General features: G+C 62.6%; 17 protein-coding genes. 10 read left to right on the top strand and 7 right to left on the bottom strand.

Features of this window, described 5'->3' with window-relative positions; all coding sequences use genetic code 11:
• The first annotated feature begins 5 nt into the window (after positions 1–5).
• Genes C100_RS42160 through C100_RS42135 form a run of 6 tightly spaced genes read left to right on the top strand, consistent with a single transcriptional unit; the run spans position 6 to position 5,638 of the window.
• On the top strand, positions 6–767 hold the full coding sequence (locus C100_RS42160) for an SDR family NAD(P)-dependent oxidoreductase (RefSeq protein ID WP_024021156.1): 762 nt from the start codon (positions 6–8) through the stop codon (positions 765–767).
• Between the two features lie 21 nt (positions 768–788).
• Positions 789–1,955: an acyl-CoA dehydrogenase family protein gene (locus C100_RS42155; RefSeq protein WP_031310006.1), complete on the top strand. Its 1,167-nt coding sequence runs from the start codon at positions 789–791 to the stop codon at positions 1,953–1,955.
• Positions 1,952–3,013, top strand: a complete 1,062-nt coding sequence (locus C100_RS42150) for a phosphotransferase (RefSeq protein ID WP_024021154.1) — start codon at positions 1,952–1,954, stop codon at positions 3,011–3,013. The genes C100_RS42155 and C100_RS42150 overlap by 4 nt, the downstream gene beginning before the upstream one ends.
• A complete protein-coding gene (locus C100_RS42145; RefSeq protein WP_024021153.1) occupies positions 3,013–3,798 on the top strand; it encodes an SDR family oxidoreductase in 786 nt (261 codons plus the stop codon). The genes C100_RS42150 and C100_RS42145 overlap by 1 nt, the downstream gene beginning before the upstream one ends.
• 25 nt (positions 3,799–3,823) lie before the next feature.
• Positions 3,824–4,825: an NADPH:quinone oxidoreductase family protein gene (locus C100_RS42140; protein WP_024021152.1), complete on the top strand. Its 1,002-nt coding sequence runs from the start codon at positions 3,824–3,826 to the stop codon at positions 4,823–4,825.
• Between the two features lie 33 nt (positions 4,826–4,858).
• Positions 4,859–5,638 carry an enoyl-CoA hydratase-related protein gene (locus tag C100_RS42135; RefSeq protein ID WP_024021151.1) on the top strand — a complete coding sequence of 260 codons (780 nt, stop codon included), beginning with the start codon at positions 4,859–4,861 and terminating at the stop codon, positions 5,636–5,638.
• A gap of 18 nt (positions 5,639–5,656) precedes the next feature.
• Here the strand turns inward: C100_RS42135 and C100_RS42130 are convergent, their stop codons facing one another.
• The 3 genes from C100_RS42130 to C100_RS42120 all read right to left on the bottom strand — a co-directional run bounded on the left by C100_RS42130 (position 5,657) and on the right by C100_RS42120 (position 7,560).
• The gene (locus tag C100_RS42130) at positions 5,657–6,169 is read right to left on the bottom strand and encodes a hypothetical protein (protein ID WP_235219125.1); all 513 of its coding nucleotides are present in this window, start codon (positions 6,167–6,169) and stop codon (positions 5,657–5,659) included.
• A 250-nt stretch (positions 6,170–6,419) separates the two neighbouring features.
• Positions 6,420–7,181: a hypothetical protein gene (locus C100_RS42125; RefSeq protein ID WP_024021149.1), complete on the bottom strand. Its 762-nt coding sequence runs from the start codon at positions 7,179–7,181 to the stop codon at positions 6,420–6,422.
• 49 nt (positions 7,182–7,230) lie between these two features.
• A complete protein-coding gene (locus C100_RS42120; protein WP_024021148.1) occupies positions 7,231–7,560 on the bottom strand; it encodes a 2Fe-2S iron-sulfur cluster-binding protein in 330 nt (109 codons plus the stop codon).
• A 214-nt stretch (positions 7,561–7,774) separates the two neighbouring features.
• Here C100_RS42120 and C100_RS42115 point away from each other — a divergent pair, with 214 nt between their 5' ends.
• The gene (locus C100_RS42115; RefSeq protein WP_024021147.1) at positions 7,775–8,305 is read left to right on the top strand and encodes a nuclear transport factor 2 family protein; all 531 of its coding nucleotides are present in this window, start codon (positions 7,775–7,777) and stop codon (positions 8,303–8,305) included.
• 49 nt (positions 8,306–8,354) lie between these two features.
• On the opposite strand, the gene C100_RS42110 is transcribed toward C100_RS42115, so the two are convergent.
• Positions 8,355–9,845 carry an aldehyde dehydrogenase family protein gene (locus C100_RS42110; protein ID WP_024021146.1) on the bottom strand — a complete coding sequence of 497 codons (1,491 nt, stop codon included), beginning with the start codon at positions 9,843–9,845 and terminating at the stop codon, positions 8,355–8,357.
• 185 nt (positions 9,846–10,030) lie between these two features.
• Here C100_RS42110 and C100_RS42105 point away from each other — a divergent pair, with 185 nt between their 5' ends.
• Positions 10,031–11,344, top strand: a complete 1,314-nt coding sequence (locus tag C100_RS42105) for a hypothetical protein (RefSeq protein WP_024021145.1) — start codon at positions 10,031–10,033, stop codon at positions 11,342–11,344.
• 11 nt (positions 11,345–11,355) lie between these two features.
• The gene (locus tag C100_RS42100; protein WP_024021144.1) at positions 11,356–12,390 is read left to right on the top strand and encodes an aldo/keto reductase; all 1,035 of its coding nucleotides are present in this window, start codon (positions 11,356–11,358) and stop codon (positions 12,388–12,390) included.
• A gap of 1 nt (position 12,391) precedes the next feature.
• Here C100_RS42100 and C100_RS42095 read toward each other — a convergent pair whose 3' ends face one another.
• Genes C100_RS42095 through C100_RS42085 form a run of 3 tightly spaced genes read right to left on the bottom strand, consistent with a single transcriptional unit; the run spans position 12,392 to position 18,516 of the window.
• Positions 12,392–14,563 (bottom strand): molybdopterin-containing oxidoreductase family protein, encoded by a 2,172-nt coding sequence (locus C100_RS42095; RefSeq protein WP_084625475.1) that lies wholly within the window; start codon positions 14,561–14,563, stop codon positions 12,392–12,394.
• 50 nt (positions 14,564–14,613) lie between these two features.
• Positions 14,614–16,686: a hydantoinase/oxoprolinase family protein gene (locus C100_RS42090; protein WP_024021142.1), complete on the bottom strand. Its 2,073-nt coding sequence runs from the start codon at positions 16,684–16,686 to the stop codon at positions 14,614–14,616.
• Positions 16,687–16,701: 15 nt separating this feature from the next.
• Positions 16,702–18,516: a hydantoinase B/oxoprolinase family protein gene (locus tag C100_RS42085; protein WP_024021141.1), complete on the bottom strand. Its 1,815-nt coding sequence runs from the start codon at positions 18,514–18,516 to the stop codon at positions 16,702–16,704.
• Positions 18,517–18,735: 219 nt separating this feature from the next.
• Between C100_RS42085 and C100_RS42080 the strand changes: the two genes are divergently transcribed.
• Positions 18,736–19,839 carry a Gfo/Idh/MocA family protein gene (locus C100_RS42080; protein WP_235219124.1) on the top strand — a complete coding sequence of 368 codons (1,104 nt, stop codon included), beginning with the start codon at positions 18,736–18,738 and terminating at the stop codon, positions 19,837–19,839.
• Positions 19,840–19,846: the final 7 nt, after the last annotated feature.

Genomic DNA, 19,846 nt, shown 5'->3' with positions numbered 1-19,846 from the left:
GTGGCATGAGCCTGTTTGCCCCTGATAGTCTGGATGGCCGGGTGGCGCTCGTCACCGGCGCGTCCTCCGGACTGGGCGCCCATTTCGCCGGCGTCCTTGCGCGCGCCGGGGCCGAAGTCGTGCTGGCGGCGCGGCGGCAGGATGCACTGGAGGACGTGTGCGAGAGCCTGAATGCCGCGGGCGCGACCTGCTCGACCCTGTTGCTGGACGTTGCCGACAGCGCGAGCATCGCAGCGGCCGAGGGCGCGCTCGCGCGGACTGACATCCTCGTGAACAACGCCGGCATCGTCAGCGGAGGAACGGCGTTGAACCAGGAGGAAGCCGATTGGGACCGGGTGCTCGACACCAATCTCAAAGGCATGTTTCTGATGGCGCAGGCCGCCTGCAAGGCGATGCGCGCACGCGGCAGCGGCGGATCCATAATCAACATCGCATCAATTCTCGGGCTGCGGCAGGCGGGCGGCGTGCTTCCCTATGCGGTCTCCAAGGCGGGCGCGATCCAGCTTACCAAGACGCTGGCGCTGGAAGTCGCCCGTTATGGCATTCGGGTGAATGCGCTGGCCCCCGGTTATATCGAAACGGCGATCAATCGGGGTTTCTGGCAAAGCGATGCGGGACAGGCGATGTTTCGGCGGATACCACAGCGTCGTCTGGGCAGGCCAGAGGATCTCGACGGCGCCCTGTTGCTGCTCGCGACCGATGCGGGCGCCTATCTGACGGGAAGCGTCATCACCGTGGACGGCGGACATATGACCAGCAGCCTGTAGGCCGCGCAAGGAGAGACGGATATGGTGACGCAGCGGGCTAACGCGATAGCCGATCGGGTCGAACGCTTCGTGCGCGATGTCGTCATTCCTTATGAAGCTGATCCGCGCGCACGTGGCGACCATGGGCCATCCGACGAATTGCTGCACGCGATGCGGGACAAGGCAAGGGCGGCAGGCATATTGACGCCCCACATCCTGCCTGACGGCAGCCATCTGACCCAGCGCGAAACGGCGCTCGTGCTGATCCGATCCGGCTTGTCGCCATTGGGGCCGCTGGCGGTCAACACCATGGCCCCGGATGAGGGCAATATGTATCTGCTCGGCAAGGTCGGCACGCCCGCACAGAAAGCCCATTTCCTGGAGCCCATGGTGCGCGGCGAGGCCCGCTCTGCCTTCTTCATGACGGAGCCGGCGGCCGAAGGTGGCGCAGGTTCCGACCCGTCGATGATGTTGACCACGGCCGAACCCGACGGAGACGCGTGGGTCATCAACGGGCGCAAGGCGTTCATCACCGGCGCGCTTGGAGCGGGCATCGGCATCGTGATGGCAAAGACCGCGCAGGGCGCAACCATGTTTCTGGTCGATCTGCCCGATCCAGCCATTCGTATCGAGCGCGTGATCGAGACGATCGACAGTTCCATGCCTGGCGGCCACTCCGTCATCGCGATCGACAATCTGCGCGTGCCCGCCGATCGCATTCTGGGCGCGGTCGGTGAAGGTTTCACCTATGCGCAGATACGTCTCAGTCCTGCGCGACTGTCCCACTGTATGCGGTGGCTTGGCGCCTGCATCCGGGCAAACGAAATCGCCACCGACTATGCCAATCGCCGCCAGGCTTTCGGCAAGCCGATCATCGACCATGAAGGCGTGGGTTTCATGCTGGCGGACAATCTGATCGCATTGAAGCAGTCGGAACTGATGATCGACTGGTGTGCGGGCGTGCTGGATAGCGGATCGCTCGGCACCGCTGAAAGCTCGATGGCGAAGGTCGCGGTGTCCGAGGCGTTGATGCAGGTCGCCGACCGCTGCGTCCAGGTGATGGGCGGCACCGGTGTGTCAGGCGATACGATCGTCGAGCAGGTGTTCCGCGAGATACGATCCTTTCGCATCTATGACGGCCCGACCGAGGTGCATAAATGGTCGCTTGCCAAGAAGATCAAGCGCGACTGGAAGGCAGCCAGGGCATGAGCGGCGCGGCGGATCATTTCGCCGGCACCACGCCGGTGCGCGCCGGCTTTGAAATCGATGCGGACGCCCTGGGCCACTGGATGGCGGACCAAGTCGATGGCTTTGCCGGGCCGCTGACCATTGACCAGTTCCGCGGCGGGCAGTCGAACCCGACCTATCGGCTCACGACGCCAGGTCGACGCTATGTGCTGCGCCGCAAGCCCATGGGTATGTTGCTCAAGGGCGCCCATGCGGTGGAACGCGAGGCGCGCGTGCTAAGCGCGTTGGAGCGCGCCGCGATCCCCGTGCCCCATGTCTTCGCGCTCTGCACCGATGATAAGGTGATCGGCAGTTGGTTCTACATCATGGACATGGTGGAAGGCCGGATTTTCTGGGAGGCCGCCGTGCCGGGCGTGTCGACGCAGGAACGCGCCGCGATCTTCGATTCGATGAACGAGACGATGGCGCGGCTGCATAATGTCGATCCTGCGGCGATCGGTCTTGGCGACTATGGCAAGACGGATCGATATATCGAACGCCAGCTCGCACGATGGTCACGGCAATATGTTGACGACCCCGACGCTGGCCGCGACCCGTCGATGGACCGGCTGATTGCCTGGCTGGAAGATAATATCCCCACCGCCGCCGGAACAGCGGTTGTCCATGGCGACTACCGTATCGACAATTTGATTTTTCATCCGACCGAGCCGAGGGTGGTTGCGATACTGGATTGGGAATTATCGACGCTTGGCCATCCACTGGCCGACTTTGCCAATCACGCGATCTTCTACCATATGCCGCCGCATATCGTGGCAGGGCTGGCCGGGGTGAAGGGGGTGCCGGACGGCGTCCCGGTGGAGGCCGACTATGTGGCGGCTTATTGCCGCCGCACGGGACGTGCCGGCATCCCCGATTATGATTTTTATCTCGCCTTCAGCTTTTTTCGCATGGCGGCCATCTTCCACGGCATCCGGGGCCGTGCGCTGCGTGGCACGGCGGCGTCCGCCCAAGCGGCCGAGCGGGGCGAACATTTCTTCGAACTGGCGCAAATCGGCGCACGTATGGCGGGAGTTGCCTGATGGAACAGCCCAGGGGACGCGTCGCTGGCAAGACGGCGCTGGTGACCGGCGCAGCCCAGGGCCTGGGCGCGGCGATCGCCAAGCGGCTTGCGCAGGAAGGCGCGGATGTCATCGTCAGTGATCATAACGCGGAGGGCGCCGCTGCCGTCGCGCAGGCCATTAATGCGCAGGCCGGGGGCGAGACTGCCACCGCCATTCACCTTGATGTCACCAGTGAAGCGGATTGGGCAGCCGCGGTAGCGCATGCCCGCGAACGCTTCGGCGGGCTTTCGATCCTCGTCAACAATGCCGGTATTGTCACCATCGGATCGATTGAAACTCTTAGCCTGGATGAATGGCGCAAGGCCATGAGCGTCAATGCTGACAGCGTGTTTCTTGGCTGCAAGGCGGCGCTGCCCCTGATGGGCGAGGCTCAACCTGCCTCGATCATCAACATCTCTTCGATCTCAGCGATGATCGCCGGGCATAATATGCCGGCCTATAATGCGTCCAAGGCTGCGGTCTGGATGCTGACCAAATCGGTGGCCCTCCACTGCGCGCGCGAGAAGCTGGATATACGCTGCAACTCGGTCCACCCGACCTTCGTGCGGACAGCGCTGCTCGACGGGATTGTGGGCGATAGCGACAATGCCGAGGCGCTGGCGAAGCTCGCGCGCCAGGTTCCTCTGGGCCGCATCGGCGAAGCAGAGGACGTGGCGGATGCCGTGCTCTACCTGGCATCCGAAGAAAGTCGGATGATGACGGGATCCGAGATCAAGCTGGACGGCGGCTTGTCCGCAATGTGATCGCATTTGGCGGCGGGAGAGACGGATGACAGGCGAGATGATGAAGGCCCTGCTATGCGAACGCCATGGCCCGCCCGAAGATTTGATATTGACCGACACGCTGCGCCCGGTTCCCGGTCCGGGGCAGCTGCTCATCGCGATCGAGGCGTCGGGTCTCAACTTCCCCGATGCGTTGATCATTCAGGACAAGTATCAGATGAAACCGGCACTGCCCTTCAGCCCCGGTGGCGAAGCGGCAGGGACTGTCGCCGCGGTGGGGGAGGGCGTGGAACGGCTTCGTGTCGGGGATCGTGTCGCAACGCTTACAAATTGGGGCACCTTTGCCGACTATGTCGTCGCACCGGCCGAACATACAACGATAGTGCCCGACAGCATGGATCTGGAAACCGCAGGGGTCTTTACCCTTGCCTATGGCACATCGCATCATGCGCTCAAGCAACGCGCAATGCTCAAGCCCGGAGAAACGCTGCTGGTGCTGGGCGCCGCCGGGGGCGTCGGTCTTGCTGCGGTGGAAATCGGCAAGGCCATGGGCGCGCATGTCATCGCCGCGGCATCCAGTACGGACAAGTTGGAGATCGCGCGCCGCCATGGCGCCGACGAACTGGTCAATTATGGCGAGGTCGACCTCAAGGCGACGGTGAAGGCGCTGACGGGCGGGAAGGGCGTGGATGTCGTGTTCGACCCGGTCGGTGATCGCCTCGCCGACCCCGCGTTTCGTTCAATCGGGTGGGAGGGGCGTTACCTGGTCATCGGTTTCGCCGGCGGCAATATACCGACCATTCCGCTCAACCTCCCGCTGGTCAAGGGCGCATCGATCGTGGGCGTCTTCTGGGGCGATTTTGTCGCCCGCACGCCCGATCTCCATCGGGCGAATATGGACGAACTCTATCACTGGCATTCAGAGGGCAAACTCGCCCCCCTCATCAGCGCCCGCTTCCCGCTCGAGCGTGGAGGCGAGGCGATACGCTGGATGATGGAGCGCAAGGCAGTGGGCAAGGTCGTGGTTACCGTCGGCGGTGCGGGCTGAAGCTGGTAGGCGGGACAAGTGCAAGGAACAAATATGGCATATGAGTTCATCACCTTCGACATTCGGGCCAATGTCGCGGAGATCGTCTTGAATCGGCCGAATCGGCTTAACGCCATCACGCCGAGGATGCTGGCGGAGATCGGTGCGGCACTGGACGGCGCGGTGGCACAGGGCGCGCGCGCGATCCTGATGACCGGGGCCGGCCGCGCTTTCTGCTCCGGGGCGGACATCATCGGCGGCGACGAAAGCCTGCCGGAGGATCTGGGCGACCTGCTCGCCACCCATTATAATCCGTTGGTGCGCAAATTCGCCGCGCTGCCGGTGCCGGTCGTGACGGCGGTGAACGGCCTGGCGGCGGGCGCGGGCTGTTCGCTGGCACTGCTGGGGGATTTCGTGCTGGCCGCGCGTCCCGCTTATTTCCTGCTCGCCTTCGTCAATATCGGCCTGGTGCCTGACGTCGGCGCTACATGGCTGGTGGCAAAGGCGGTCGGCCGCGCCCGCGCGCTCGAAATGATGCTGCTAGGAGAGCGTATTCCAGCTCACCAGGCGGAAAGCTGGGGCCTGATTCACAAGGCGCTGGACGAGGCGGTGTTGCTGGACGAGGCGCGCGCATTGGCTGTGCGACTTGCAAACGGGCCAACGCAGGCGATCGCGATGATGCGTCAGGCGGTGACCGCCGCCCTGTCGAGCGATCTGGATGCGGCGCTCGATCTCGAAGCCCAACACCAGCGAAAGGCTGGGCGGACCGCCGACTTCGCGGAAGGCGTGTGTGCATTTCAGGAGAAGCGCCAGGCGCGTTTTACAGGAGGCTGAGCCAAAGCGAGGCCGCGTTCAGCCCAATGTCGCCGTTTCCGAATGGAGGCGGCCTTCGCGAATAGCGAGTTCGAGCAGCCTGGCCTGGGCGAACAGCACATCTTCCAGATAATCTTTGGGCATTTCCGCTGTCGGCGTGACACCTGCCGAATGAATCGTCATGACACGATCCACGCCGGTGATGAGCACCGCCGCCATGGCGCGATGATTGAACGGCAACCGATCCTGCGCGCCTCCCATCTGACCGACGGTCAGCGCGATCAGTGGCGTCGATGCAGCGATCCGGTTCTCCTTCATGCGCTCGTCACCGGCATCGGCCAACTGGTTGCGCAGCAGCAGCAGGCCCGCATGAGCCTCCCAATAGCGATGATAGGCCTGGATGAAGCGGTGGCAGCGCCCCGTCAGTTGATCATCGCTCCAATGTTCGCGCATGTCGGCGATATGCGACTCTTCGGCTTCTTCGGCCACTGGCACCAGCAAGGCGAGCAGCAGTTCGGTAAGGTCCGCGAAATAAAGGTAGATGGCGGTCATGCTGAGCGACGCTTCGCGCGCAACAGCGCTCAATGATATGGGCGTGTCCCGATTATCGAGCAGATGACGCGCAGCAGTGAGGATGCGCTGGCGCGTAACCAAACCTTTTCGGCCCAGACGTTGGCCCAGAAGATTGTGACTGACCGGCGCCTCTTCGCTAAGGGCCGCAGAGGATTTTCGGTTCAAAGATCGTCCTTTCTGCTGTGCGACCCGATTGGGTCGTGACCCCCGACGTGACGAAGCATTTGCATCAAATTCCATAGACGGACAAGTCGCCAGCATAAGCGATCCCGCCGGGCCAGGCTGTATCACCGCTGATCCGGGTGAAATAATGGACCGTTCGTGCCGTGGATGCCGCCCTGGAACGCGGCTGGAAAGCAATGCCGCTCGGACTGGCGCCGCGCGCACGCGCGCTGAAGTCGCGGACGGTGAACCACAGGTCGTCAGTCTGCTGCGCGCAAAGCACCACTTCGCCACCGGGGCAGTGGCGTTGTGGCGCCAGTTGGAGCGCCGACAACTTGCCGCGCTTCATTGCAACCTTGCCCGGCACATTCGACACTTCGGGGCCATGCACCTCATCATACCATCTCTGATATTCCGCCTCGCGGCCTGGAATGTAATTGGCCAATATGATGCTGACGCCTGAAAAGGGGTGTTCCTTTTGATGGTTGGGGCTGGAAATCCAGTCCGAAAACATCTCATAGCTGTAGAGCCGCTCGCTTTGAGCCGCGTCATCGATCAGCCCAGCGTCGCGCGCCTCGGCAATAAGCGGTCCGAGCGCCGGCAGGTCGATCGCGACGTCAGGCAGGTCGAAATCATAGATGCTGAGATAGCGCCAGGGTTGCACGATATCCGGCATGATCTGTGCGGTCGCGACCTCGAACCGGTCGGCCGATTGGAAGCCCCGAAGCGCGCCAAGCGCCTTGCGGTGCGGCCCGTCGAACCAGCGCGCATAATCGACCACCCGATCGTCGGGAACATTGTGCAGGTGGATTGTCGTGTAGAGCGCCATAACGCTTATGTCTCCCCAATGCCGGGTCAAGCCGGCGCCGGCGCGGCTGTCAGATGAGCGGCGCGACGGTGACTTTCAGTCCGTCCAGCGCTTCGGTAAGAAAAATCTGGCAGGACAGGCGACTATTATCCTTCTGCACCTCGCCCGTCATGTCGAGCATGTCGGTCTCGATCTCGTCTGCGGCGCCCACGGCATCAACCCAGTCGGGATCAATATAGACGTGGCAGGTCGCGCAGGCACAGGCGCCGCCGCAATCGGCGAGAATGCCCGCGACGCTATTGGATCGTCCGACCTCCATCAGTGACTGACCGGTCTGCGCGTTATCGACAACCCGCTCCGTCCCATCATCCTCGATGAACGTCACCTTGATCTGCGACACGTCGTTGCTCCTTCCCGTTCGGCCTGCTTGGGCCTCGTTTCAGCTGCCAGATATACGGTGCAGGCGGACGAAGTCATCCCGCACACGACCGGTTGAGCCTCGGGCGCCATGCTTATCGGGCCGGCGATACCGCGCGGATATCCCTGAACGGTCCCGCGCGGCGCGCTTCGGGCGCTGCTATGGCTGTCTTTGGAGAGAAAACGGGAGCCAAAGCATGTCAATCGATCCGAAACTGGAAGAAAAGCTGCGGGCCATGGTGGATCGCGACGACATCCGGCAGGTCATCCTGCGCTATTGCCGCGGCATGGACCGGCTCGATCTCGATCTGATCCGATCCTGCTATTTCGATGATGCGATCGACGATCATGGCCGCTTTGTCGGCAAGGCCGAGGATTTTATCCAGTGGGCTACGACAGCGACCGCGCATTTTCCCATGCAGCAACATGCCGTCCTCAATCATATTTGCGATCTGGACGGCGACGATGCTTATACCGAAACCTATTATATATGTAGCAACATCAACAGCGCTCCACCGCATATCCTGTCGCTCGGCCGTTACATCGACCATTTTCAGCGTCGGGAAGGCGAATGGCGCATCGCCAACCGGGTCGCCCTGATCGAGCGCAATCTGGAAATGTCCGACAGTCCGGTCGCCCCTGCGGCAGTCAGCGGCTATTCCGTGGCGCGGGACAGGACCGACATCAGCTATCAGAAACCCGTCCGTCCGCGCACGCCTGGCCAGTAGGACGCTGCCCTGCCGGCGGACCGCTAAGATCCGCCGGCAGGGCGCCACGTCACCCCCCGATGCCGATGAGCTTGGTTTCGAGAAATTCCTCCATGCCTTCCATGCCCCATTCGCGACCGATGCCGCTTGCCTTATAGCCGCCAAAGGGAATGTCGCCGGCAATGCACATGCCGTTGTTGATGCCGATCGTGCCGGTGCGGACCCGACGGGCGACCTTCAGCGCGCGATCGACATCGGCGCTGTAGACGCCGCCCGACAGGCCATATTCGCTGTCATTGGCGATACGGATGGCATCCTCATCGTCCTCGAAGGGGATGACGACCAACACGGGGCCGAAAATCTCCTCACGCGCGATGCGCATGTCGTTCGTGACATCGACGAAGCAGGTCGGCTCGACGAAAAAGCCCGCGCCTTTATAGGGGGCGGCATTGCCGCCCGCGATCAGGCGTGCGCCTTCCTGTTTGCCGATCTCGACATAGCTCAGCACACGCTCCTGCTGGCGCTTGGAGATAAGCGGACCCATCATATGATCGGGGGCGTCGGGGTCGCCCCAGGCATCGAATGCGGCATAGGCCTTTGTCAGGATCGCGACCGCTTCGTCATAGCGGCTGCGCGGCACCAACAGGCGCGACATCACTGCGCAGCCCTGGCCGGCATGGAAGATGAGCATGGAATGCGCAACTTCCTGGGCGAAATTGGCGGCATCGTCGAGGATGATCTTGGCCGACTTGCCGCCAAGTTCCAGGAACACGCGTTTCAGCGTGGGTGCGCCGTTCGCCATGATGCGCTTGCCGACCGCGGTCGAGCCGGTAAAGCTGATGAGATCGACGCGCGGATCAGTCGTCAGCATCTCGCCGGCCATGGCGGGGTCACTGCTGGTGATGACATTCAGGACGCCGGCCGGGAAACCGGCTGCGTCTGCCAGTTCGCCGAAAACGGCGGCGAGGCCCGGCGTATCCGGCGCAGCCTTCAAAACGACGGTGCAGCCGGTCAGCAGCGCTGACACGACCTTCGCGACGTTGATATAGAGTGGCACATTCCAGGGCGTGATCGCGCCAACGACGCCGATCGGCTCCTTGACGGCGATGCGTTTATGAGTCGTCGGGCCATAGACGCGGTCTTCATAAGGCTGTTCCCATGCCATCTTGGGGAACAGGCCCATCAAATCGTCCCAGGCGCCCAGCGCCATGCCCACATGCGCGCGGTTGACAGCGCCCTGCGCCGCACCTGCCTCATTCAGCGCGATCAGGCCCAATCGCGCCCGGTTCTCCTCGAACAGCGTCCGCAGTTTCTGGACCAGAGCGAAGCGCCGATCCTTGTCCAGCGACCAGTCGGTCCCGTCGAATGCGCGGCGTGCGGCCGCGATCGCGGCTTCGACATCCTCGGCGCTTGCGTCGGCGGCATAACCTACAACCTCGCCCGTCCAGGGACTGATGTTCGGATAGGTCTTGCCGCCCATAGCCGGCCGCAATTCGCCGTCGATATAAAGCTTGGTCTCTCCCAGCACCAACTTGGTATCCGCGCCCGCCATGGTCGCCATCTGACACTCTCCCGAATATTGCAGGCCGCGTGCGTGATGCCGGCGGTGCCGCAGAAAATTAAACCGTCTCACATATAGGCTCAGGCGGGCGGGGCGCTCCAGTGCCACCCCTTGCTATTTCGTGCAGGCGATATGTGGCCTGTCCATGGCTTGCCAGTCGGTCCGCACCCGTCCACGCCGCTGTCATGAATGCTGACCAATCCGATCAACGTGATTCTGCCTGGCCCGTCGGAGAGATTACCGGCAGGCCGATCGCTTCACATGCGGCGGCGCTGTTAGAGGGCGGCCCGTCCTACCTCACCCGGGCCTTCCATGCCGCCGGGACATTGCCCGCTGACAACGCGGTGAGCAGCATCACCGATGCCAGGGAATGGGCCGTGGGAGGAACGGGCAGCAAACTCATTCTGTCGGTCGCCTATGCCAAGCCCACCACGCTGCCCACCGACCTGTTCGTCAAATTTTCCCGCAATCCGCACGATGCGGGGCGTGATTCGCTACGCTTCCACATGGGGCCGGAAATCCGCTTTGCCGCCATTTCCAATCAGCCGGGTTTTCCGATCGCGGTGCCGCTTTGTCTGTTCGCCGATTTTGACAGCGAAAGCGGCACCGGCATCCTGATCACAGACCGGATCGGTTATGGCGAGGGGGACGTAGAGCCGCATCACCATAAATGCATGGACTATGATCTGGACGCGCCGCTCGACCATTATCGGGCGCTGGTCAGGGCGCTTGCCCGGCTGGCTGGCGCACATAAGGCCGGCACGCTGCCCGATGCTGCTTACGCATACTTCCCCTTCGACCTGGAGCGAGCGATCGCTGGTGATCCGATGCCGCAACCACGGGCAAAGCTGGTGCGCAAATTGGAGAAGCTGGAAGAATTTACGCGCAGCTTTCCGCAACTCTTCCCTCGACCGCTCATCGCGCCTCCGTTTCTCCAACGAGTGGCGCGCGAGGCGTTGCGGATGGCGGATCAGGAACGGGCAATCCGGGAATTTCTGCACGCCGACCCGGACATGATCGCGCTATGTCACTGGAACGGAAATATCGACAATGCGTGGTTCTGGCCCGATGCCGACGGCACGCTTCAGTGCGGCCTCATGGATTGGGGCAGCGTTGGTCAGATGCACCTTGCCATGACGTTGCTGGGTTCGTTGAGCGGGATGGAGCATCATCTTTGGGCCGCGCATATCGAGGAACTGGTCGCCTTATTTACCGCTGAATATCGGGCGGCGGGCGGACCGGACGTTAGTCCCGGCCGGCTGATGCTGCATCTGCGGGTCTATACGGCGTTGATGGGGCTGGCCTATCTGCTCGACGCGCCTGCTCGCATCGCGGCGGAATTTGACGATCTGACGATGATCGAAGGCCGGCGTGATCCACGCTTTGCGGAAAAGGAAAATCCGCGAATCATGCTGCACATCCTGACCAGCCTTTTGACCATGTGGCACGGCACCGATTTTGACGAAATTCTGGATCGGCTGCCCATCGCCGATGCGTAGGAGAAACCAATATGCAATATTCGACCCTTGGCAGCAGCGGCCTCATCGTGTCGCGCCTCGCCTTCGGCGCTTTTACCTTCACCCAGGGTAATACCTCTCTCAAGTCGGTCTACAAGGTCGGCGCCGAACTGGCCGATGAACTGGTGGGCCATGCTGTGGACGCCGGCGTCAATCTGTTCGACACCTCGGATGTCTATGCCGACGGCGAATCCGAGACATTGCTTGGCGCCGCCCTCAAACCTTATCGCGACAAGGTCATCGTCACGACCAAGGTCGGCAATCGCGGCGGCGCGCGCGATCCGCTGCATAGCGGCCTCTCGCGCCGGCATATCCTGTGGTCGGTCGACCAAAGTCTGGCGCGGCTGGGCACCGACTGGATCGACCTCTATGTCGCGCATCGCGACGATCATCTCACCCCGCTGGAAGAGACGTTGGAAGCCTTCGATACGGTCGTGCGCTCTGGCAAGGTGCGCTATATCGGCTTTTCCAACTGGTCGCCCTGGATGGCTGCCGCCGCGATCGCGTTCCAGAAGGCCAATGGTCTCGCCCGCTTCACGCACGGCCAATATTATTATTCGCTGCTGGGCCGCGATGTGGAGCGCGACGTCCTGCCGATGATGCAGCATTTCGACCTGGGCATGACCGCGTGGAGCCCGCTCGCCTATGGCTTTCTCAGTGGCGCCTACAGCCGGGAAGACCTGTCAAAGCCGGGGAACCGCTTTTCCGATTTTGATCTGCTGGGTTTCGACAAGGACAAGGGGTTCGCGCTGCTCGATATCATGCGCGACATCGCGGCAGCACATGATATCACCGTCGCGAAGGTCGCGGTGGCGTGGCTGCTCGCCCGGCGCGGGGTCAGCAGCGTGTTGCTGGGCGCGACGAAGCTTTATCAACTGGAGGATACGCTCGGCGCGGCAGACGTAAAACTGGGTGACGACGATATTGCCCGGCTGGACGCGGCCACGGAAAACCGGCCGTTATATCCAAGCTCCAACTGGATTCAGCCTGATCGCCGGGTCAGCAAGCTGCTTGCAGCGCGGCCCTGAATCAGGCGGTCAGCGTCGTTTTGTCGACCGCCGTCACGTTGATCGGGACGGCGGAGAAGCGCGGCATATAGTTGATAGGCTGTAGATCCTGCGTCAGCGATGTCAGTTCGCCGACATTCGCGCCCCCATCGGCGACGGGATCGCCCGAACCCACCAATCGGCCGAACATATGCGTCATAGACACAACGCCGGGCCGCAGCCGGCTCTCGGCCCTGGCCAGGGTGCGGATCACACCATAAGGCGACGCGATCTCCACCAGATCCCCGTCACCGATGCCGGCCGCCGCCATGTCGTCCGGGTTCATATGGGCATAGTTGACCGGAAAGCGGCGGCGCACCTCGCGCGTTTCCACAAACGCGCCGTTGAGGGCGTGGAGGATGCGTCGACAGATGAGGCGGTAGCCATAGCCGACCTCCTCCGGCTCGGCTGCCAGATCCGCCAGTTCGCGAGCGACGTCGGGCGGACAAAGATGCAGCCGCCCGGTCGAACCTGGCGGTGCCGGCAATATGCTGCGCGGCGGCAGGTCGGGGCGGACGCCGGACGGACTGGCCTTGATTGTCTCGAAGGGCACGAGGCTTTCGCTCGCCAGAAAGCGGCAAAGCGCCTCCGGGTCTGGGCGCTGCTCGGGGTCGAGCGGCAGGCCCAGGGCGATATCCTCGAACCGCGCGCCATAGGTCCAATATTTGAACGTCAGCGACAGGTTCATCCGCGCTGCCACGGCCCAGAAAAACGCCCAGTCGTCGATTACGCCCTTCGGTCGCTCCACCACCGGAGTCGTATATTGAACGAAGGGTTCGGGAAAAAGCGCGTCGCCAGGAACGCTGATCTCATGCCGCTCGAAGGGCTGGGACGTCGCGATCACATAGTCCGCCCGCTCGCCCGTGGCATTCATCCGGCTGTCGAGGCAGACAAGCAGATCAAGCTTGTCGAAACCCGCGGTGGCAAAGCCGGGATCGCCCATGCCCTTGAGCGGATCACCGCCGAAGCAGATCAGCGCGCGAATGCGGTCCGGCGAATCTGCTGCAATCTCGCGCGGCAGCAGCGCCGTTGGCAATTCGCCCAGCAGCGGTCCCACATCCGCGCTGACGCATTTGGGGGCGTGCTCGAAACTGCGGGAAGGCGACACCGCCATTTCCACCCCATCCTTGGGCTTGAGCGTGCCAGGATTGCGGATGATGTCACCAGCGCGGCGATAGCCGCCCGCCAGCGCGTTCACCACCTCGATCATATGATCGGCCAGGTTGGAATGAGTAGCCATGGACGGGCCCGTGCCACTCCCGGCATAGGGTCGTTTCGCCTCGCCCAGCCAACGCGCTGCCTGCTCGATCTGCTCGACCGGCACCTGCGCGCGCGAAGCGGCCATTTCAGGGGTGAACGGCGCCAGTGCGATGCGCAGCGCGTCCAATTGAATGGCCCAACGTAACAAGAAATCCCCATCATGGCGGCCGTCGCGCAGCAGGATGTGGGCGATGGCGGCGAACAACGCCGCGTCATGGCCGGGCAGGGGCTGGATCAGCAAATCAGCAAAGCGCGCCGTTTCGGTACGACGCGGATCGACGATGATGATCTTGCATCCGCGGTCCCGCGCCGCCTGAAAGCTTTTTGCGGGCGCGCCGCTTTCGGCCAGCGCAAAAGGTGCGCCCTGATGCGTCACGACCGGATTTCCACCGGCCAGCAAGGCGACATCGGTATCGCGCAAGCTGTGCTTGCCGCTGGCCATGACGCCCATCCGCGCCATCGTTACCATCTTTGCCGACTGGTCTATGGTCATGGAGGAGAAGAAATTGGGCGTGCCCACCGCCGCCAGAAAAGCTCGCTCCATCTGCGCGCCGAGCACGGATCTGTAGGCGCCGGTGCCATGATAGACGGCGATCGCGCGCGGGCCATGTGCGGCGAGCAGGTGAGCGAGTTTCGCGCCTATCTCGTCGAGTGCCTGCGTGGCGTCGATCGGTAGGAAAGCCCCGTCGGGCCGCTTTTTCAGGCTTTGGAGCAGCCGGTTTTCCGCCCCATTATGAAAATCGATGCTCGCCAGGCCCTTGGGGCATAGATAAGCGCCATAGGGCGACTGGCTGCCGTCCGGACGGACGCGGACCATCCGGCCGTCTTCGACATCGATTTCCATCGAGCAAAGCGCGCTACAGTTGCGGCAAAAGGATTTTCTGGTTTCAATCATGCCGGGACGCAGGAGGAGCCGGGGCGGAATCCACCCCGGCCGCGCCTGCCTCAGGCGGGGCTGAGTTCGTAATCGCCCGCATCGTCCATCACGGCCTTCCAGCCGGGATAAACCACAATGGTGGTAAAGCTTTCCTCGATGATTGCCGGTGCGGCGATCTCACAACCGGGCGTCAGGTCGGCGCCGCGATAGATGCTGACATCCTGAAAGCCCTTGCCCAGATTGGCGCGGCGCTGGCTGGCCGCTTCCGGCTTGGACCGCGCGGCGGTGAAGCCGCTCCCCGCCATGGGCGAGGGCGTTTCGACATAGGACACCAGGCGCACGCCAGTCATTTCAGGCATTTCGCCTTCGCGGATATGACCATATTCGTGCATGTGGCGCGCGTTGAAAAGCTCGAGCGCCTTGTCACGGATCGATCCGTCCAGGAAGGACGTATCGAACGCCCCTTCGACCAGGTTTACCTCAAAAGTCAGGGGCCAATTCTGTCCCGGATAGCGGATATTCACCTGATATTTGGCGGTGACCTGCGCCGCCGGGAAATTGCCGCGTGTGAAATAATCGCGTGCCCGCTCTTCGAGCGCTTGCCACAATGTCTTGAGGCGATCTTCGTCGATCTGGTCGACCGGAACGATATAGGACCGCTCCTCCTCGATCGTCGGGTTGGCCACCAGGGTGCCGAGCGCGGAAAAGGTCGGCGAAGCCTTTGGCACCAGCACGCGGCGGATGCCCAGATCTTCGGCCTGGATCGCCGCGAACACCGGGCCGTTGCCGCCATAGGCGAGCATCACCAGTTCGTTGGGATCGACGCCCTTGCCGGCAGTGATACGACGCACGCCCTGCGACATCGTCGCGTTGACTACGCGCCAGCTGTCGAACGCCACTTCCTCCGGGCTGGCGCCAAGCTCATCGCCAATCTCCTTGAACGCCTCCGGCACGCCCTTCGAAGACAGCGAGAAGCTGCCGCCAGCAAATTCGGCATCGGCGGACAGGATGCCCAGCATCACCAGCGCATCGGTGATGGTCGGCTTCGTGCCGCCCCGGCCATAGCAGATCGGGCCGGGTTCGGAGCCGGCCGAAGAAGGACCGACCTGCAACATGCCGTTGTGGACGTGGCAGATGGACCCGCCGCCTGCGCCCAGGGTCTCGACCTTCACCATCGGAATGCCGACGACATAGCGGTGATGCAGGTTCCAGCGTGACTCGGCCGGCGCGACGCCGTCCAGCACGAGCGAGATGTCGTAGGAGGTGCCGCCCATGTCGATGCAGAGCAAGTTGGGATAGCCCTTTGCGCTGCCGACATGCGCGGAGCCGATGACGCCACCGGCGGGACCGGAGGCAAGTACGCGGATCGGAGCGTTTTCGATATATTCCTTGGTCATGACGCCGCCACTGGCCTGCATCACCATCAGCGAGTTGGCGTAGCCGCCATCCTTCAGCCGTTCGACCAGCTTTTCCAGATAGGAAAATACGCGCGGCGCGACATAGGCGTTCACGACGGTCGTGCTGGTGCGATCATATTCCGGCGCGCGCGGCAGCACTTCGTGCGACATGGAAATCTCGACGCCCGGCAGCTCCTCCGCCACGATTTCGGCAACACGCTTTTCGTGGGCGGGATTGACGAAGGAAAAGAGGAGCGAGATTGCGACCGATTCAACGCCCTGCTTGGCGAAGCGGTGACAGGCAGCGCGCACCGCCTCCTCGTCAAGCTCCTGATAGATGGAACCGTCGAACAGGATGCGTTCGGGCACCGTGAGGCGGCGGCGGCGCGGTGTTATTTCCGGCGGCGGGGGCGTGCGCACGTCCCAGATGCTCTCCTTGAACCCGCGGCGGATCGCGATTTCGTCGCGAAAGCCTTCGGTGGTGAGCAGCCCGGTCACCGCGCCGTTCATTTCGATCAGCGTGTTGTCGGCGACGGTGGTGCCATGGACGATCGCTTCACAGCGCGCGAGGAAATCGCCCGATGAAAGTCCTTCCATTTCGGCAAGCTTGGCAAGGCCATTCATGACCCCGATCGAACGATCCTGCGGCGTACTTAAATTCTTGAAGAGAATAACCTCATCATTTTTCAGAAGTGCGAAATCGGTGAATGTACCGCCGATGTCGATGCCGACGCGATAGCTCAAACTAACATCCCCCCTTCAAGCATTCTCTAATTGGCGCGCCATATCCTTGCGGAGCGCTTCAGTCGCTGCGACATCGACCGCAAGGTCATAGTCTTCCACCGTGCCGGTGAAGACCACGCCATAATGGTCACGCGCGGCTTCGATGCTGACGAGCTCGTCGAGCACGTCCTCGCGAACCGCCTGCGGATCGCGCTGGGTGGCAGGGCCGAACCCTGAGCCACCGCCATTCTGATAGGCCATGACCGCCCCTGCGGGCAGTTGCACCAGTGCGGAGCGTTCCACTTCGAACTCGTCTTCGGTGCCGACGAGGTAGCGGTTCTCGTAGCGGCAGGCATCCTCACCGCCGCGCAGGCCGGTCAGCGGATGCTCGCGCGACACCATCCAGGTCATGGCGGTGCAGGGCTTGAGCACTTTCTTGACGTTCAGCGTGCCGGGCATACCGCGCCATTGACCAGCGCCACCCTTGTCCGTCACCATCTGGCGTTGCAGGTTGATGACCGGGAAGCGGCTTTCCGCGTCCTCCGCCTGGCTCAGCAACAGGTTGCCCAGCGCGGCGCACATGCCGCCCCAGCCATCGATATCCTGAACGGCGGATGCATCCATGACCCGCACATCGACGCCCTGGTCCATCCACATCTGGCCATTTTCGAAGCCGATGACGGCGTTGGGCATCCCCATCTTATAACCCTGGAAGGTCGAGCGTTCCGGCACGACCTGCGACAACGCGACGCAGACCGCCTCGGTGACTTCGCAGGCCGGATGGAAGGAACCGAGGGCCGCCGGCTTGTTCGGCGGCGGCTGCACGATGGAGCCTTCGGGAATGATCATCTCGACCGCGTTGAACAGGCCTTCATTCTTGTCGATGACCGGATCGATCGACGAGGCGACCTGCGTCATGATGTAGCTGCGCGTATTGCCGAAAGTGTTCCAGACGCCGATCAACTCGGGTCGATCGTCAGTGCCGGTCAGGTCGACCGTCAACTGGTCGCCCTTGATCGTGCAGGTGACGTGAACCAGGATGTCCTTGGTGCCTTGCGTGTCATGGTCGATATAGACGTCGGCTTCGTAGCTGCCATCTTTCCAACGGCTGACTTCCTGGCGGAACAGGCGCTCGGTCTGGTCGATATTGGTGTTGATCGCAGCCTTGACCTTGTCCGGTCCCCATTTCTTGAGCAGATCGCCCATCAGGCGCTGTGCCAGTTGCACGCCGCCGATCATCGCGGCCAGATCGCCGTGGAAGCTGGGGAAACGGTTGTTGCGCTCCAGCAGGCGGATGCTGTCCATCCGCTTTTGGCCGCGATGGACGAGCTTGAGGCAGGGGATGGCGAGGCCTTCGGTGAAGATATCCGTCGCCTCCAGGGTAAAGCCGCCCGGGTCCTTGCCACCCGTATCCCCCTGGTGCGCCTGAAGCGCGGAAATGTAGATCAGCTCGCCGGACTCATCGAACACCGGGCCGTAAACGACATAGTCGGGCAGATGTCCGCCACCATGATCGGGGTCGTTGCCGACGAACACGTCGCCCGGTCCCCATTCGAACTCCTTGTACATCTCCAGCCCATATCGAACCGGCATCTGCGATACGAAGGTCAGATGCGGGGTGCCGATGGAACAGGCGGCGAGGCGGCCATGCGCGTCGACGATGCTGGCATTGCGCTCGTTCGACTGGTTGATGATCGCAGAGGAAGCAGCGCGGGCCAGATATTCGCACGATTCGAAGCAAATCGTCTCCATGGCGCCGCGGATGATGCCGGCAGTCACCGGATCGACATTGGCGGACGTGGGGAGCGGCGCGCGCTTGGCGGCAAGCTTCCGGTTCATCTCATAGGACATAATGCGGGTCCTCTCTCATCTCTGATCTGCCGGCTGGTTGTGCCGAAGGGCAGATCGCTCACGCATCGACAGTGCCCCGGCGATATCCGCATCTGGCATTCGCCAAACCGGCATCGGGAGTGTCACGATCTGGGGAGAGCCTATATAGCCATATCCTCCAAGGGCATATGGCAGAGCGGCCAACGCCGCCGCAGAGCCCGCCATATCGGGGGAGCGATCATGTTGAAAGTCGGCATTGTCAGTGCAAATTGGGGCGTCGTCGCGCATCTTCCTGCGTGGCGGTCAATCCATGGCGTGGAGGTCGTGGCCATCTGCACTTCGCGGCGGGAAACCGCCGAGGCAGCGGCAGAACGGCATGGAATTGCCCGGGCATATTGGAATGTCGGGGATATGATTGCCGAACCGGACATCGACATCATCGATTGCGGCGCGCGGCCCAGTATCCGGCAGACCATGGTCGTGGACGCGCTGCACGCGGGCAAGCATGTCTATAACGGCATCCCTTTCGCCGCCGACATCGGCCATGCGCGCGCCATTCACGCCGCCTGGTGCGCCAGCGGTCGGATCGGCGTGACCGATGCCTTCTCGCAATGGGTGCCCGCGCTTACCGAGGCGAAAGCCATGATCGAGCAGGGCTATCTCGGCGCGCCGCTGGGCGGCCATGCGCTGTTCAACCTCTCTCTTTTCAACCGGCCCCATCCCAATTTTCCTTATAACTGGTTCGCCGATGGCAGCGCCGGTGTTTCGGCCATGCGCAATCTGGGCAGCCATATGCTGAACGTTCTGGTGAATTTCTTCGGAGATGCGGTCGAGGTCGTGGCGGATGACCGGCAATTGCTGGCCGAATGGCGCTATCCAGACGGCAGCGTCACGCGGCCCGAAACCAATGATTATGCCAATCTGATCCTGCGTTTCGCCAACGGCATGACATTGCCGGTCCAGCTGTCCTGGAGCGCGTCGGTGGGGCTGGGCTTCAGGCTCGACATGTTCGGCACGGATGGCCGCATCCTGGTTACCGATCCCAGTTTTCCCACCACGCTGAACGCCCGGATCGAAGCCGGCAAGGTGGGTGGCAGGACGCTCGAGCCGGTCGAAATTCACGCCGATCGACTTCGCCCCCACGGCATCAATGTCGATCCGGCGGTGCAACCCCAGGCTGTGCACGGCATGGCAATTGGTATGCAGCGCATGGTTCGGGCGATCCGGGGCGACGGCCAAGCCGCGCCGGATTTCGCACAGGCGTGGCATGTCGAACAGATTTTGGAGGCAGCGCGCCGATCTTCGCTCGAACGACGCCCGGTCGCGATCGCGGAGATCGCTTGAATCCAAG

The organism is Sphingobium sp. C100 (assembly GCF_000508185.1).
Classification (GTDB): domain Bacteria; phylum Pseudomonadota; class Alphaproteobacteria; order Sphingomonadales; family Sphingomonadaceae; genus Sphingobium.
Note: the sequence above shows the minus strand (reverse complement) of the source record. Positions and strands in the feature narration are given on the sequence as shown.